The sequence below is a fragment of the Blastococcus sp. SYSU DS0539 genome, assembly GCF_054050855.1.
This window is the reverse complement of record NZ_JBJHAF010000010.1, coordinates 67476-81695: the sequence shown is the minus strand read 5'-3', so window position 1 is coordinate 81695 and position 14220 is coordinate 67476. Positions and strand designations below refer to the sequence as shown.

General features: G+C 74.7%; 16 protein-coding genes. 6 read left to right on the top strand and 10 right to left on the bottom strand.

Features of this window, described 5'->3' with window-relative positions; genetic code table 11:
* The first annotated feature begins 1 nt into the window (after position 1).
* Positions 2-862, top strand: a complete 861-nt coding sequence (locus tag ACI790_RS13720; RefSeq protein WP_456570329.1) for a lysophospholipid acyltransferase family protein — start codon at positions 2-4, stop codon at positions 860-862.
* Positions 863-871: 9 nt separating this feature from the next.
* Here ACI790_RS13720 and ACI790_RS13715 read toward each other — a convergent pair whose 3' ends face one another.
* Positions 872-1399, bottom strand: coding sequence for a GNAT family N-acetyltransferase (locus tag ACI790_RS13715; protein ID WP_456570328.1), 528 nt, complete (start codon positions 1397-1399; stop codon positions 872-874).
* Between the two features lie 192 nt (positions 1400-1591).
* Between ACI790_RS13715 and ACI790_RS13710 the strand changes: the two genes are divergently transcribed.
* The 4 genes from ACI790_RS13710 (at position 1592) to ACI790_RS13695 (ending at position 6627) form a co-directional block, all read left to right on the top strand.
* On the top strand, positions 1592-3106 hold the full coding sequence (locus ACI790_RS13710; protein ID WP_456570327.1) for an amidohydrolase: 1515 nt from the start codon (positions 1592-1594) through the stop codon (positions 3104-3106).
* 612 nt (positions 3107-3718) lie between these two features.
* Positions 3719-5296, top strand: coding sequence for an apolipoprotein N-acyltransferase (lnt, locus tag ACI790_RS13705; protein ID WP_456570326.1), 1578 nt, complete (start codon positions 3719-3721; stop codon positions 5294-5296).
* Complete coding sequence (locus ACI790_RS13700; RefSeq protein ID WP_456570325.1) at positions 5293-6066, top strand: polyprenol monophosphomannose synthase; 774 nt, start codon at positions 5293-5295, stop codon at positions 6064-6066. Before lnt ends, ACI790_RS13700 begins: the two co-directional genes overlap by 4 nt.
* Before the next feature lie 63 nt (positions 6067-6129).
* Complete coding sequence (locus ACI790_RS13695) at positions 6130-6627, top strand: FxsA family protein (RefSeq protein ID WP_456570324.1); 498 nt, start codon at positions 6130-6132, stop codon at positions 6625-6627.
* A gap of 97 nt (positions 6628-6724) precedes the next feature.
* On the opposite strand, the gene ACI790_RS13690 is transcribed toward ACI790_RS13695, so the two are convergent.
* The 6 genes from ACI790_RS13690 to ACI790_RS13665 all read right to left on the bottom strand — a co-directional run bounded on the left by ACI790_RS13690 (position 6725) and on the right by ACI790_RS13665 (position 12311).
* Positions 6725-7069: an RNA polymerase-binding protein RbpA gene (locus tag ACI790_RS13690; RefSeq protein WP_456570323.1), complete on the bottom strand. Its 345-nt coding sequence runs from the start codon at positions 7067-7069 to the stop codon at positions 6725-6727.
* A 190-nt stretch (positions 7070-7259) separates the two neighbouring features.
* Positions 7260-8024 carry a thymidine kinase gene (locus tag ACI790_RS13685; protein ID WP_456570322.1) on the bottom strand — a complete coding sequence of 255 codons (765 nt, stop codon included), beginning with the start codon at positions 8022-8024 and terminating at the stop codon, positions 7260-7262.
* Positions 8021-9376 carry an MFS transporter gene (locus ACI790_RS13680; RefSeq protein ID WP_456570321.1) on the bottom strand — a complete coding sequence of 452 codons (1356 nt, stop codon included), beginning with the start codon at positions 9374-9376 and terminating at the stop codon, positions 8021-8023. The genes ACI790_RS13685 and ACI790_RS13680 overlap by 4 nt, the downstream gene beginning before the upstream one ends.
* A 52-nt stretch (positions 9377-9428) precedes the next feature.
* Positions 9429-10322 carry a lysophospholipid acyltransferase family protein gene (locus ACI790_RS13675; protein ID WP_456570320.1) on the bottom strand — a complete coding sequence of 298 codons (894 nt, stop codon included), beginning with the start codon at positions 10320-10322 and terminating at the stop codon, positions 9429-9431.
* Entirely contained in the window at positions 10307-11083 is a 777-nt protein-coding gene (locus tag ACI790_RS13670) for a glycerophosphodiester phosphodiesterase (protein WP_456570319.1), read from the bottom strand. The genes ACI790_RS13675 and ACI790_RS13670 overlap by 16 nt, the downstream gene beginning before the upstream one ends.
* A 4-nt stretch (positions 11084-11087) precedes the next feature.
* Entirely contained in the window at positions 11088-12311 is a 1224-nt protein-coding gene (locus tag ACI790_RS13665; RefSeq protein ID WP_456570318.1) for a MalY/PatB family protein, read from the bottom strand.
* A gap of 71 nt (positions 12312-12382) precedes the next feature.
* On the opposite strand from ACI790_RS13665, the gene ACI790_RS13660 reads away from it, so the two are divergent.
* Entirely contained in the window at positions 12383-12790 is a 408-nt protein-coding gene (locus ACI790_RS13660; RefSeq protein ID WP_456570317.1) for a hypothetical protein, read from the top strand.
* Between the two features lie 9 nt (positions 12791-12799).
* Here the strand turns inward: ACI790_RS13660 and ACI790_RS13655 are convergent, their stop codons facing one another.
* The 3 genes from ACI790_RS13655 to ACI790_RS13645 all read right to left on the bottom strand — a co-directional run bounded on the left by ACI790_RS13655 (position 12800) and on the right by ACI790_RS13645 (position 14134).
* On the bottom strand, positions 12800-13030 hold the full coding sequence (locus ACI790_RS13655) for a hypothetical protein (RefSeq protein ID WP_456570316.1): 231 nt from the start codon (positions 13028-13030) through the stop codon (positions 12800-12802).
* A 487-nt stretch (positions 13031-13517) separates the two neighbouring features.
* Entirely contained in the window at positions 13518-13892 is a 375-nt protein-coding gene (locus ACI790_RS13650; protein ID WP_456570315.1) for a type II toxin-antitoxin system VapC family toxin, read from the bottom strand.
* On the bottom strand, positions 13889-14134 hold the full coding sequence (locus ACI790_RS13645; protein WP_456570314.1) for a type II toxin-antitoxin system Phd/YefM family antitoxin: 246 nt from the start codon (positions 14132-14134) through the stop codon (positions 13889-13891). Before ACI790_RS13645 ends, ACI790_RS13650 begins: the two co-directional genes overlap by 4 nt.
* Positions 14135-14220: the final 86 nt, after the last annotated feature.

Sequence of the window (14220 nt, the reverse complement as noted above, 5' to 3'; positions counted from 1 at the left end):
CATGTACACCGCGAGCTGGCGTGACATCGTCCGTCCGGGGCTGTTCGGTGCCTCACCCGACCCCAGCGACAAGCCCTACCGGTTCGTCATCCGGATCGCCCTGCTGGTGTTCCGGCTGTTCCGTTTCCGGTTCGACGTCCGCGGCTCGCAGCACGTCCCGCCCTCCGGCGGGGCGATCATCTGCAGCAACCACGTGAGCTTCTTCGACTTCACCTTCCTGGGCCTCGGCGCCCTGCCGCAGCACCGGCTGGTGCGGTTCATGGCGAAGTCGGCGGTGTTCGACCACTGGTTCTCCGGCCCGTTCATGCGCGCCATGAAGCACATCCCCGTCGACCGCAAGGCGGGGTCGGCAGCGTTCGAGGCGGCCGTCCGGGCGCTCAAGGACGGCGAGGTCGTCGGGGTCTTCCCCGAGGCGACGATCAGCACCAGCTTCACCGTGAAGGACCTCAAGGCCGGCGCCGCGCGGATGGCGATCGACTCCGGCGTGCCCCTCATCCCGGCCGCCGTCTGGGGCGGGCACCGGGTGGCCACGAAGAACCACAAGGTCGAGCTGCGGCGCGGTGTGCCGGTGACCGTCGTGCTGGGCGAGCCGATCACCGCCGAGCCGGGGGAGCGGATCCCGGCGCTGCTGGCCCGCGTCCGTACCGCCATGGAGGCGCTGCTGGACGAGGCCCAGCGCAGCTACCCCGACCAGCCCGCCGGCCCGGACGACCGCTGGTGGCAGCCGGCCCACCTCGGTGGCACCGCGCCGACGCCGGCCCAGGCGCTCACCACCGACACGGTGCGCGCCGCCGGCCAGGAGACCAAGGCCCCGCGGACGTCGCTGCGCCGCCGCGTCACCGGGCTCGTGCGCCGGCGCTGACCCGCCGCATCACTCCACGACGGGCGGCGCCATGAGCCGGAAGGCCTCCAGCTCGACGTCGTACCAGCGGCGCATGCGCCCGAGCGGGCTCATGCCCAGCCGCCGGCAGACCGCCATCGACGGCTCGTTGCCGGGACGCACGACGGCGTAGACCTCGGGGAGCCCCAGGGCGAAAGCGCGGTCGATCACCGCCCGCGCCGCCTCGGTGGCGTAGCCGTGCCCCCAGGAGTCCGGGTGCAGGTGCCAGCCGACCTCCACCTCGCCGACCCCGTTGGGCAGCGGCTTGAGCAGCACGGTCCCGGCCGGGGTGCGGTCGGGCCGCTCGATCGCCCAGCAGAGGAAGCGGTCGTCGCGCCGGTGGACGGCGGCCCACCGCGCGACCAGCTCCGCGGGAGGCACGGACGGGGCGCCACCGAGCCAGCGGGTGACCTCCGCGCGGCCGTAGATGTCGGTGAGCCGGGCGAGATCCGCCGGCCACGTTGTCCAGGGCCGCAGGCGCAGCCGCTCGGTGAGCAGCTCCCCCTCGACCGCCGTCATGCCTCCTGCCTACCGCCGGGGCGCAGCAGCGGCCACCCGGACGGGACCGCCTCCGGCGGACTGCAGTCGCTGCACCCGCGCACCGACCGGACCCGCGTGATCTCCTACTCTCCGGCTCCCCGGCCGAACGGCGCCGGGGTACCGAGACGTGGAGGCGACGGTGCGGATCCGGCGGAGCACCCGGGTGCCGGCATGAGCCTGCTGTTCGCCGATGTCCGGGTGGGCGACCGGCCCGGGCGGGCGCTGCTCGTCGAGGACGGGCGGATCGCGTGGACCGGCGATCGTGCCGACGCGCCGTCGGCGGAGCGGGTGGTCCGGGGCGACGGCGCCCTGCTGACGCCGGCGTTCGTCGACGCGCACGTCCACGCCACCGCCACCGGCCTCGCGCTCACCGGTCTAGACCTCCACTCGAGCTCGAGTGTTGCCGACGCCGTGGCGTCCGTCCGGGCCCATGTCGCCGCCGCGCCCGACGGCATCGTCCTGGGCACCGGCTGGGACGAGACCGGCTGGCCCGAGCGCAGGGGCCTGACCCGGTCCGACCTCGACGCGGTGGCCGGCGACCGGCCGGTGTACCTGGCGCGCGTCGACGTCCACTCCGCGACCGTCTCGACCGCGCTGCTCGACCGCATCCCCGGGATCTCGGAGCTGCCCGGGTTCTCCGCCGACGGGCAGCTGCGGCTGGATGCGCACCACGCCGCCCGCCAGGCCGCGTACGGCGCAGTCGGAACCGGCCAGCGGCGGGCCGCCCAGCTGGCCACCCGGGCGGCCGCGGCGGCGCTGGGCATCGGCAGCCTGCACGAGATGGCCGGGCCGGAGGTCTCCTCGGCCGACGACCTCCGGGAGCTGCTGGCGCTGGCCGCCGAGGTGCCGGGCCCCCGGGTCCTCGGGTACTGGGGCGAGCTGTCGGAGCGGGGCGGGCTGGACCTGGTGCGGGAGCTGGGCCTCGCCGGCGCCGGGGGAGACCTGTTCTGCGACGGCGCCCTCGGCTCGCACACCGCCGCCCTCAGCGCGCCCTACACCGACCGGCCCGAGACCTCCGGGGCCCTGCGGTTCGAGACGGCCGCACTGGTCGAGCACGTCCGCGCGTGCACCCGCGCAGGCGTCCAGGCGGGCTTCCACGTCATCGGCGACGCCGCCGTCGACCAGGTCCTCGACGCCGTGGGGGTCGTGGTCGCCGAGCTGGGCCGCGCCGCCGTCCGCGCCTGCCGGCACCGCCTGGAGCACCTGGAGATGCCCTCGGCCGAGGTCGTCGACCGGATGCGCGACTGGCACATGGTGGCCAGCGTGCAGCCGGCGTTCGACGCGGCGTGGGGCGGGGACGCCGGGATGTACGCGGAGCGGCTGGGTGCGGCGCGGGCGCTGGCCACCAATCCGCTGGCCGAGCTCGCCGACGGCGGGGTGGCCCTCGCCCTGGGCAGCGACGCCCCGGTGACCCCGCTGGACCCCTGGGGCGGGGTGCACGCGGCCGTGGACCACCGGACCCCGGGTTCCGGGCTGCGCCCGTTCGACGCCTTCGACGCCGCGACGCACGGCGGCTGGCATGCCGCTCGCACCGAGCACCCGGCCGGCCCGCTGGCCGTCGGCGCGCCCGCGGACCTCGCGCTGTGGGCGACCGAGGACGGGCTCTCCCGGATCCTCGCCGACCGCGGCCGCCCGGACTGCCGGATGCTCCTCGTCGCCGGGAAGCCGGTCGGCGGCCCGGCATGACCGGTGGCACGCCCCGAGACGGCGACGATCAGTAACGATCCCATCACACTGCGGCCCGTAGCTCTCCGGGGTGTCGATTCCCCGGGCGCCACTTCTTACAGTGCCTGCAGTTCCTGACCGGAAGCACCGCCGCGCGCTTCCTCCTCGGGCACGCCCGGTCCCTCCGGCCGGCGTGGACCGGCTCACGCCGGCACGCCACCGGGTCGAGGGGGAACGGCGGGTCCGCGGAGGCCGCGGGGCGGGCACCCCGGCGGAGCCCCCGTGGACCCGCGCCATCAGACAACGGTCGCGCCGCTCGCCGCCAGCGACCGGCCGTCCGGCCCGAAGGCGCGGCGACCCCGGACGGCTGCCGCCGGCGCGCCCCGGCCGGGGAGCCCCGAGCTCGATCGGGCGGTTGCGGAGCACCTCCGCCCGCCCGCCGGGCCGGAATGGGATGCTGGGTCGGGACCGCGCGCGGACGCCGCGGTCCGGACCCCGTCCGAGCGGTGCGGGGAGGATCCGCCCGTCGGGCGGCTGCACCCGGGGAGGCGCTGCGTGCCCGCAGGCGATAGCGGGCCGGTGACGGGAACGCTCCCGCGCCCGGCCGGCCCGGAGGCACCCGGCGAGCCGGCCGTGCCGTCGGACCCTCCCGGCCGGTCCCGCCTCCCGTGGCGCACGCTGCTGGCCGCGGCCGGCGGTCTGGCGATGTTCCTCGCCTTTCCCGGCCCCGACCTGACCGCCCTGGCCGTCGGCGGGCCCGCTGCCCTGGTGCTGGCCGTCCGGGGGTGCGGCGTGCGCGTCGGCCTGTGGCTCGGCCTGGTCACCGGGCTGGCGTTCTTCGTGCCCCTGCTGTCGTGGACCGGCGTCTACGTCGGTTCGTTCCCGTGGCTGGCCCTGGCGGTCAGCCAGGCCCTGTTCATCGCGCTCCTGGGTGGCCTCACCGCGGTGGTCTCCCGGCTCCCGCTCTGGCCGCTGTGGGCCGCTGCGCTGTGGGTGGCCGTCGAGGCCCTCCGCGGTCGCTTCCCGTTCGGCGGCTTCCCGTGGGGCCGGCTGGGCTTCTCGCAGACCGACGGCCCGCTGCTCGCGCTGGCCGCGTACGGCGGGGTGCCCCTGGTCGGCTTCGCCGTCGCCCTCGCCGGCACCCTGCTGGCCGCCGCCGTCCTCGCGCTCACGCGGGCCTGGCGGGCCACGGCCGGCCCCGCGGGGGAGCGGCGCCCTGCGCAGCGCCACGCGGTGCAGGCGGTCGCCGCCGTCCTGGCGGTGCCGCTGGTGGGTGGGCTGGCCGGGCTGCCGCTGGCCGGTGGGTCGCTGACCGCGGGCGGTCCGACCGCCACCGTCGCGGTGATCCAGGGCGACGTGCCGCGCGCCGGCCTGGACTTCAACGCCCAGCGCCGCGCGGTGCTCGACAACCACGTCCAGCAGACCCTGCTGCTGGCCGAGGACGTCGCCGCCGGACGGCGCGCCCAACCCGACGTCGTCCTCTGGCCGGAGAACAGCTCGGACATCGACCCCTACCGCAACGACGACGCCGCCGCGCAGATCGACCGCGCCGCGGACGCCGTGGGAGCCCCGGTGCTCGTCGGGGCGGTCGTCGAGGGGCCCGGTGAGTTCATCAGCAACACCGCCATCGTCTGGTCCCCGGAGAGCGGCCCGGGCGACACCTACGTCAAGCGCCATCCGGTGCCGTTCGCCGAGTACGTGCCGGCGCGCGACTTCTTCCGCCTCTTCAGCGAGAAGGTCGACCTCGTCCGGCGGGACTTCGCCGCGGGCGACGAGGTGGGCCTGCTCGACGTCGACGGCATCCGGCTGGGCGACCTCATCTGCTTCGAGGTCGTCTACGACGGTCTGGTGCGCGACGTCGTCGACGGGGGCGCGGGCATGCTCGTCGTCCAGACCAACAACGCCACCTTCGGCTACACCGACGAGAGCGCCCAGCAGCTGGCGATGAGCCGGGTGCGTGCGGTCGAGTTCGGCCGCTCCGTCGCCGTCGCCGCGACCAGCGGCATCTCCGCGATCGTGGCGCCCGACGGCACCGTCGTCCGGTCCTCGCAGCTGTTCGAGCCCGACGTGTTCGTCGAGGAGATCGCCCAGCGCGACGACCGCACGGTGGCCCAGCGGCTCGGGTCGGCGCCCGAGTGGCTGCTGACCGCGCTGGGCGCGGGCGCGGTCCTCTGGGGCCTGACCCGGCGCCGGGGAAGGGCTGCCGCGTGAGCGAGCGGGTGCTGGTCATCATCCCGACGTACAACGAGATCGAGAACCTGGAGCGGGTCCTCGAGCGGCTGCACGCCAGCGTTCCGGACGCCGACGCCCTGGTCGTGGACGACGGCTCGCCCGACGGCACGGGGGCGCTCGCCGACAAGCTCGCCATCGCCGATCCCCGCGTCCACGTGCTGCACCGCACCGAGAAGGCCGGCCTGGGCCGCGCCTACGTCGCCGGGTTCGGCTGGGCCCGGGAGCGCGGATACGACGTGCTGGTGGAGATGGACGCCGACGGCTCGCACGCCCCCGAACAACTGCCCGACCTGCTGGCCGCGCTGGCCGACGCCGACCTGGTGCTGGGCTCCCGGTACGTCGACGGCGGCCGGGTGGAGGACTGGCCGGTCCACCGGCTGCTGCTGTCCCGGGTGGGGAACCGGTACACCCGGTGGGTGCTGCGGCTCCCGCTGCGGGACGCCACCGGCGGCTTCCGGGCCGCCCGCGCCGAGCTGATCGACCGGCTGCCCTTCGACGAGGTCGCCAGCGAGGGCTACTGCTTCCAGGTGGACTGGGCCTGGCGGGCGCTGCGGTCGGGGGCCCGGATCACCGAGGTGCCCATCACGTTCACCGAACGCGCCCTGGGCCGGAGCAAGATGAGCGGTTCGATCGTTAGGGAGGCGTGGGCCCGCGTGACGGTGTGGGGCGTGCAGGACCGGCTGGCCGAATGGCTGCCGGGCCGCGTGCCGCCGCCGGTGACCGGACCGGCCGGGAACTCCGGACGGTGACCCGCGTCCGGCGGGGCCTCCGCCGGGGGAGCAGGAGCAGGGCAACCGGGAGGAGGGACCGTCGTGGCTGACCTGGTACGCCGACGGCTGCGCGTGGTGGTGGGGCTGACCGCCCTGGCGGAGCTCGTCGTCTTCGTCCTGGTGGCCGCCTGGATCGGTCTCGGCTGGACGATCGTGGCGACCCTCCTCACCAGCGCGCTGGGCTGGGTGCTGCTGGCCCGGCAGGGCCGGCGGGCGCTGGAGGACCTGCGCGAGCGGGCCCGGTCACGCACGAGCGCGGGGCGCGAGCTCGGTGACGCCGGGCTCGTCGCCGTCGGCGGGCTGCTCATGGTGCTGCCGGGGTTCCTCGGCGACCTGCTCGGGCTGCTGTGCCTGCTGCCCGGGACCCGGGGTCTGGTGCGCCGGGCGCTGGCGCGGGTGGTGCTCGCCCGGCTGCCGGACCGGATGCGTGGTCCGGTGCGCGTCGGCAGCACCCGGGCCGCACCGGTCGAGCCGCAGGACGCCGGCGAGCCGCTGGTCATCGAGGGCGAGGTCCTCCGCGGTCCCGAGAACCGCGGCTGATCCGGCCGCTTCGCCCGGGAGGCCGTCGCGGGCTCGCCCGGACGCGGAACGGCCCCGGTGGATCGCTCCACCGGGGCCGTTCCGTGTCGTGCTGAGGTCAGCTGGCGCGGGTCCGCCGGCCGCGGAGCACCTCGAGGCGCTCGGCCAGGACCTCCTCGAGGTCCTCGACGCTGCGGCGCTCGAGCAGCATGTCCCAGTGGGTCCGCGGGGGCTTCACCTTCTTGGGAGTCGGCTCGGATCCACCGACCAGCTTCGCGGCGGCGCCGTCGAACTTGCACTCCCAGGTGTCGGGGAGCTCGGCGTCGTCGGCGAAGGGCACCGTGAACAGGTGGCCCGACGGGCACCGGTACTCGGCGTACTGCCGCTCGATCGGCGCGGTGTTCCGCTCGGTCTCGTAGCTGACGCTGCCCAGTCGGCTGCCGCGCAGGGAACGCTCGCCCATGGCACACCGTCCTCTCGTGCTCGTGTCGGTCGGGACTCGACGTCCGGTGCCCGGGCAGTACCCAGTCAACGGGGAGTCAGAGAGATGAACGACGGAAAAGGCGGAGAGATTCCGCCGAATCGGCTGCTCATCATCGCATGGGGTGGGATCCTGCGCCCCGCCGCCCCCTCACAGGGGTGAGGAGAGCCCCTCAGGAGAGGGCCAGCTGCCCCGGCCCGGCCGCCGTGGGGCCCAGTTCGCCGCGCACGTGGTGCCGCCGGCACAGCACCTGGTACCGGACCGCGGGGGAGGAGCCGGCCGCCTCCCCGGGCAGCTCCGGAGGAGCGGTGTCCGCGACGACGACGGTCTCGCCGGAGCGCACCATGACGCCGTCGACGATGCGGGCGTTGAGCAGCCCGGGCAGCCCGCACCAGCACAGCACCTCGACCTGGATGCGCTGGACGTCGTCGGCCACCTCCAGCAGCCGCGCGGTGCCCGGGAACAGCCGCGCCCGGAAGTCGGTGGTGAGCCCGAATGCGTAGACGTCGACGTGCGACTCGTCGGCGAGCTCGGCGAGCTGGTCGACCTGCGCGGGGGAGAGGAACTGCGCCTCGTCGACGATCAGGTAGTCCACCCGGTGCCCGGCGGCCCACCGGTCGCGGACGAGCAGCCGCAGGTCGGTGTCGCCGTCGATCTCGACCGCCGCCCGGCACAGCCCCGCGCGGGAGCTGATCTGCGGGGCCGCCGACCGGTCGCCCTGGATCACCAGCATGCCGTGCCGGCCCTGCCGGCTGTGGTTGTGGTCGACCTGCAGGGCGAGGGTGGACTTCCCGCAGTCCATGGGGCCGTGGAAGAACCGCAGGTGCGCCGGCGCGGGGTGCCGCCGCCGGTCGCCGGAGGCCGGCACGGCCGAGGGCACGGGCAGGACGGGGGAGTGGCCGTCGTCCGGACCCGGCCGGCCGCCGCCGGGGCTCACAGGCGCTCCGGAGGGGTGTTCCCGGCGGCCAGCACCGCGCGCCGGATCGGCAGGGTCGCCAGGGCGATGAACCCGCCCACGAAGAAGACCACCAGGCTGGCGATCGCCAGCCGGTAGGAACCGGTCAGCTGGTAGGTCAGGCCGAAGGCCAGCGGGCCGAGCCAGCTGGTGCCGCGGTCGCTGATCTCGTAGAAGCCGAAGTACTCGGCCTCCTTGCCCACCGGGATGAGCTGGCTGAACAGCGACCGGGAGAGCGCCTGGGTGCCGCCCTGCACCAGACCGATGACGGCGGCGAGGGCGTAGAACTGCGCCACCGCCCCGGTCTGCAGGAAGAACGCGGCGAGGAGCACGCCGATCCAGGCCAGCAAGGCCCCCAGGACCACCCGCCTGGCCCCGTAGCGACCGGCCAGCCGGCCGAGCCCGAGAGCACCGAAGATCGCCACCACCTGGACCATCAGGATCGCGCCGGTGAGCACGTCCTGGGCCAGGTCCAGCTCCTCGGTGGCGTAGACGGCCGACAGCGAGATGACGGTCTGCACGCCGTCGTTGAACAGCAGGTAGGCCCCGAGGAACCACAGGGTCAGCGGGAAGGCCCGCATCTCGCGGAACGTGGTGGCCAGCTGCCGGAAACTGCTGCCGGACCGTGCCGCCGAGGCCGTGACCGGGCGGTTGCGCAGCCGGGACACCGAGAACAGGGTGAAGGCACCCCACCACAGGCCGGCGGTGGCCAGGCAGATCCGCACCGCCTCACCGGTGGTCAGCCCGAGGTCCTCGGCGGCGACCACGAGCCCGAGATGGACGGCGAGCAGCAGGGCCCCGCCGACGTAGCCGAACGCCCAGCCCCGGCTGGACACCATGTCGCGCTCGTCCGGCCCGGCCAGGTCCGGCAGCCAGGAGTAGTAGACGACGGTCGCGGCCCCGAAGGCGATGTTGGCCACGACGAACAGGACGGCGGCCAGCAACCACCGGCCGTCCCCGGCGAAGAACAGCGCGGTCGTGGCCAGCGCCCCGACGGCGGCGAAGCCGGCGAGCATCTCCCGCTTCCGGCCGGTGCGGTCGGCCACCGCGCCGGTCAGCGGCAACACGAGCACCTGCAGGACCACCGACGCCGACAGCACGTAGGAGAACCAGCTGCCGGCCGCGATCGACAGGCCGAGGAACGACAGCCGCTCGTCCGGGCCGGCGGCGTCCCGCGCGATCGCGGTCAGGTAGGGGCCGAGGAAGACGGTCGTCACCGAGGTGTTGAAGACCGACATCGCCCAGTCGTAGGAGTACCAGCCGAACCGCTCGCGCGTCAGGGCACGGTCGGCGGGCGGTACGGCCGGGCCGGCCGTGGACGGGGCGGTGGTCACCGCGGCAGATTTCCAGTCCGACCGCGGCCGGTCCAGCACCGGCACCGTCCGGTCACGGGATGTCCTCCGGCACGATGCCGCCGGGGAAGGCGGCGACGGCGGTCGTCGGGCGCGTCGGATCGACGAAGGCCGGGGCGTCGAGCTCCCCGGCGCGCAGCGGGTGCAGCCCGCGGGTGAGCGCCGCGGCGATCCGGGTGCGGGCCCGGTTGGCGTCGCCGACCCGGCCCATCTGCAGGTCGTCGAAGACCACCGGCGGGCCGACGTGGACCCGCAGCGCCGGACGGCGCAGCACCGCCCGCGCGGCGGTGCGCAGCTTGCCCCGGTCGTTCCCGTACTGCAGCACCTCGTGGGCTCCCCACTGGCTGACCGGGATGACCGGGACCCGCAGGCCCAGGGCGAGCCGGGCCATGCCGGTGCGCCCGCGCTCCGGCCAGAGGTCCGGTGCCAGACCCACCCGGCCCTCGGGATAGGCGACGACGTGACCGCCGTGCACGAGGGCCACCTCGGTCACCCGGACGGCGTGCCGCGCCAGCTCGGTACCGCGCTCGACGCGGATGGCGCCGGTCCGCTCGAGGAGGGGGCCGGCGACCGGCGCGGCGATGATCCCGCCGGTCGCCATGATCCGGGGGGTGACGCCCAGCCGGTGCAGGGCGACGGCGATGACGAAGGGATCGAAGTCACCGATGTGGTTGGCGGCCAGCAGCAGCGGGCCGCGGCGCAGCTCCTCGGGAATGGTCCCGGTGACCTCCACCCGGCCGAAGATGCTCACCAGCCAGGAGAACCGGCGCAGCACGAACCGCCACAACCACCACGGCGGCGCCATGGCGATCGCCAGCTCCCGGGCGAACCACTCGGGGTCGCCGGGTCGCACGAGCTGCGCGAGGTCCTCCGGCAGGGGAGGGGTGCGCGGCCGCCAGTCGCGCAGCCGGCTCACCGCGGCGCCCACTGGCCGCGCTTCTCCAGCACCTCGCGCAGCATGGCCGGCCGGTCGGTCATGATCCCGTCGACGCCCAGGTCGAGCATCGCCTCAGCCTCGGCGGGGTCGTCGACGGTCCACACGTGCACCTGCAGCCCACGGGCGTGCGCGGCCGCCAGGAACCGCTCGTCCACCAGGGCGCGGCCGCCGAGCTGGAGCGGAACCTGGGCGCAGCCGGCCGAGATGCGCACCAGCCCGGCCGCCCGGGGCGAGTAGGACGACAGCCGCAGCGCGGCGACCCCGCGCGGCCCCAGCGAGGTGCAGACCGTCGGGCCGAAGAGCCGCCGGGCGGCCGCGATCCGGGCGTCGGAGAACGAGCCCAGGCAGATCCGGTCGGTCACCGCCATGCGCCGGGTGAGGCGCACGAGCGGAGCCAGCACGCCGGCCGCCTTGATGTCGAGGTTGAACCGGACGTCGGGCCAGGAGGCCAGCAGGTCCTCCAGGCGCACGACCGGCTCCCGCCCGCCGATGCGGGCCTCGGACACCTGCGCCCACGTGAGCCCGTCGATCCGCCCGGTTCCGTCGGTGACCCGCTCGAGGGTGGGATCGTGGAAGGCGACGAGCACGCCGTCGGCGGTGACCTGGACGTCGGTCTCGAGGTAGCGGTAGCCCAGATCCACGCAGGCCTGGAAGGCCGGCATGGTGTTCTCCAGGTGCTCGATGGCACCGCCCCGGTGGGCCATGGCCAACGGCGTCGGCGCGTCGAGGAAGGCGAACCGCGCGGCAGGCACGCGTTCACGCTAGTGGCAGCCCCGTGGACCCGTGCGGGGCCCCGTCCGGGCTGGGGAGGGCGTCGGCCATGCGCTCGACCAGCGCGGTCAGCACCGGGCGGGGCGTCGCGAAGTTCAGCCGCACGTGGCCGGCTCCGGGGGCGCCGCACTCGGTCCCCTCGACCAGCGCGACGCCGGCGTGCTCGAGGAAGAACTCGCCCGCCGGGCCGGGCAGACCCAGCTCTCGGCAGTCCAGCCAGGCCAGGTAGGTCCCCTCCGGCGGAGCGAAGCGGATGCCAGGCGCGCGCTCGGCCAGCAGGTCCGCCAGCAGCCGCCGGTTCCCGTCGAGGTAGCCGAGGACCGAGTCGAGCCATCCGCGGCCGTCGTCGTAGGCAGCGGTGGCCGCCAGCACCCCGGGCGTCGAGGCGCCGTGCCCGGCGAGGAAGCCCACCCGGGACCAGTGGTCCGCGTCGGCCTTGCTGGTCAGGATCAGCTGCGCGGCCTTGAGGCCCGGCAGGTTCCAGGCCTTCGACGCCGACGTCGCGGTGACGGTGTGCCCGGCCGTGACGGACGAGAGCGAGGCGTACGGCCGGTGGACGGCGCCGGGCAGCACCAGGGGCGCGTGGATCTCGTCGGAGAACACCCGCGCCCCGGCGCCCTCGACGACGTCGGCGAGCGCCAACTGCTCCTCGGCCGAGAACACCCGGCCCAGCGGGTTGTGCGGGTTGCAGTGCACGACCAGGCGGCCGCCGGCCGCCAGCGCCCGGGCGATCCCGTCCAGGTCGTAGGTCGCCCGGCCGTCGCGGTGCACCATCGGCACCTCGAGGATCTCCCGCCCGAGGAGCCCGGGCACCCGCAGGAACGGCATGTAGGCGGGGGTGGGCAGGACGACCGGGCTGCCGGGCGGGGTGAAGTGCTCGATCGCCGCCTGGAGGCCGGCCAGCACGTCGGGCAACGGGGTGATCCATTCGGCGGGCACCGTCCACCCGTAGCGGTCCGCCTGCCACCGGGCGCAGGCCCGGGCCATATCCGCGGCGGCCTCCGGGGTCAGGTAGCCGAACCGCCCGGCCTCGACGGCGGCGGCCAGGGTCCGCGTCACCGCCGGCGCCGTCCCGAAGTCCATCTCGGCCACGAACGCACCCAGCGCGGGGCCGTACCGGGTCCACTTCAGGCTGCCGGCCGCCCGCAGCCCTTCCTCGCTGAACGCGTCGAAGACCGGGGAGAGGTCCTCGGTGGCGTGGTCGTCCATCGGAGCCCTTCCGTGCGCCGTCCTGGCGTGTCACCCGAAGCTGTCGGTGGTGGCGTCTACCGTGCGCAGACGTGGCACAGCAGCACGCGTCCGGTAGTACGGCCTCCGTTCCCGTCGCGCCCCTCCCCAGCCGGGGGAGCGGCGAGCAGCGGCGGTGCGGCTGGTGCCGGCGGGTGCTGCCCCAGCAGGGCTCGGTGGGGCGCCCGCGGCTCTACTGCGGTCAGGCCTGCCGCCAGCGTGCCTACGAGCAGCGCGCGGCGACGGCCAAGGCCGGCCTGCCCGGCGACGTCGTCCTGGTGTCGCAGGCCGAGCTCGACGGGTTGCAGGACCGGCTGTTCCAGCTGCGCTGCGCCCTCGAGGACGTGCAGACCCTGCTCCAGGAGCGGCCGACGAAGGCCGAGCTGGAGCGCTCGCTGGCCGACCTCGTCCATTCGACGGGCCGGCTGGACCGGCTGTGGGTCACCGAGCGCTCCAGCTGAGCTGCCAGGTCAGTCCGGGTCCTGGGTGTCCTCGTCGAGATTCTGCTCGGTCTCCGGGTCGCTGACATCCGGGAAGTTCTCGCGGTCGGCGTCCTCCGGGTCGACCGTCTGGACCGTCTCGTCGGTCGATCCGTCGTTGCGGTCCTGCCCGGCCGGGTCGCCGCAGGCGGTCAGCGTGGCGGCTCCGCCGAACAGTGCCAGCGAAGTCATCAGTGCGGCGAACGGTCGTCGGATTCTCATGCATCGACCCTACGAACGCCGACCGTCGGCCGCCCGTCGAACGACGGACACCACATTGATTGCGTCACTGTGACGTATTACGGGTGGTGTCGCGGGGTCGGGGCAGTGGCCCGCCCGGCGGTTTCCGGAGCTCGGAAGCGCCCGATCGGCGGATGGTCGGACCAGATGATCATGACAGGGGGATCATGATCGACTCGGCGAAGATCAACATCGCGCGAGTCGCGGGCGGGGTTCGGGTACCGATGAGCCGGCCCGGCGACCACCGACGATCCCGGGTACCAGCGGACGCGGGGCCGCAGTGACGGCGCAGGCGGGACGCCGTGGCTGCAGGTGCGAACAGTCCACGGGCACACACGGACACGGCCGGCCGAATGCGCACGAACCGCCGCGGATGTCGGGGAACGTTTCATGATCGTCAACCCCTTCTGGCCCACGTGGACTCAGCGCCGATAATCGACGTTATGTCAACTAACCGGCGGGGCCACTGCTATTCGAGCATCTGGGCGCCGTAGTCCGTGAAGCGCCGATCCGCAGTGACCACGACCAGCCGGCGGCGCCCCGCCTGAGCGATGAGCATCCGATCGAAAGGGTCGTCGTGGTGACGCGGCAGCGCACCGGCGGCCAGTCCGTCCTCGACGGTGATGGGCAGCTCGTCGAAGCCCTGGCGGTGCAGCTCGTCGGCCAGCCCGTCTGGCAGCTCCAGCTTGCCCAGCGCCGACTTGATCGCGATCTCCCACGCCGAGACGGCCGACACTGCTACGGAGGCCCCCGGGTCCGCGATCGCCTCGTGCATGGTGGCGGCGAGTCGCGGGTCGTCGGGCAGCCACCACAGCAGGACGTGAGTGTCCAGCAGCAGGGTCACGCGGCCCCGTCGCCGCGAAAGGCGGCGAGCACGGCCTCCGGGGGCTCGTCGAAGTCGTCGGCGATCCGGATCCGCCCCCGCAAGGAGCCGGGTACGCGCCGTTCGGTGCGGACGCCGACGGCGACGAGCCGGGCGACCGGCTTGCCGGCGCGAGCAATGACGACGTCCTCCCCCGCCTCGACCGCTTCCAGCAGCCGGGACAGGTGGGTCTTGGCCTCGCGCGCGTTCACGGTCCTCGTCACGGGCGCATCGTCCTGACCAAGTCGGACCTGGTCAAACCGTCGGCCAGCCGGAGACAGCACGCCATCAGCGCCGCTAGTTGCCGTGC

Bases quoted from the DNA above. Each gene is read 5' to 3' on its own strand.
- ACI790_RS13720 (WP_456570329.1), top strand. From the start codon at position 2: ATGTACACCGCGAGCTGGCGTGACATCGTCCGTCCGGGGCTGTTCGGT.
- ACI790_RS13715 (WP_456570328.1), bottom strand. From the start codon at position 1,399: ATGACGGCGGTCGAGGGGGAGCTGCTCACCGAGCGGCTGCGCCTGCGG.
- ACI790_RS13710 (WP_456570327.1), top strand. From the start codon at position 1,592: ATGAGCCTGCTGTTCGCCGATGTCCGGGTGGGCGACCGGCCCGGGCGG.
- ACI790_RS13690 (WP_456570323.1), bottom strand. From the start codon at position 7,069: ATGGGCGAGCGTTCCCTGCGCGGCAGCCGACTGGGCAGCGTCAGCTAC.
- ACI790_RS13665 (WP_456570318.1), bottom strand. From the start codon at position 12,311: ATGGACGACCACGCCACCGAGGACCTCTCCCCGGTCTTCGACGCGTTC.
- ACI790_RS13655 (WP_456570316.1), bottom strand. From the start codon at position 13,030: ATGAGAATCCGACGACCGTTCGCCGCACTGATGACTTCGCTGGCACTG.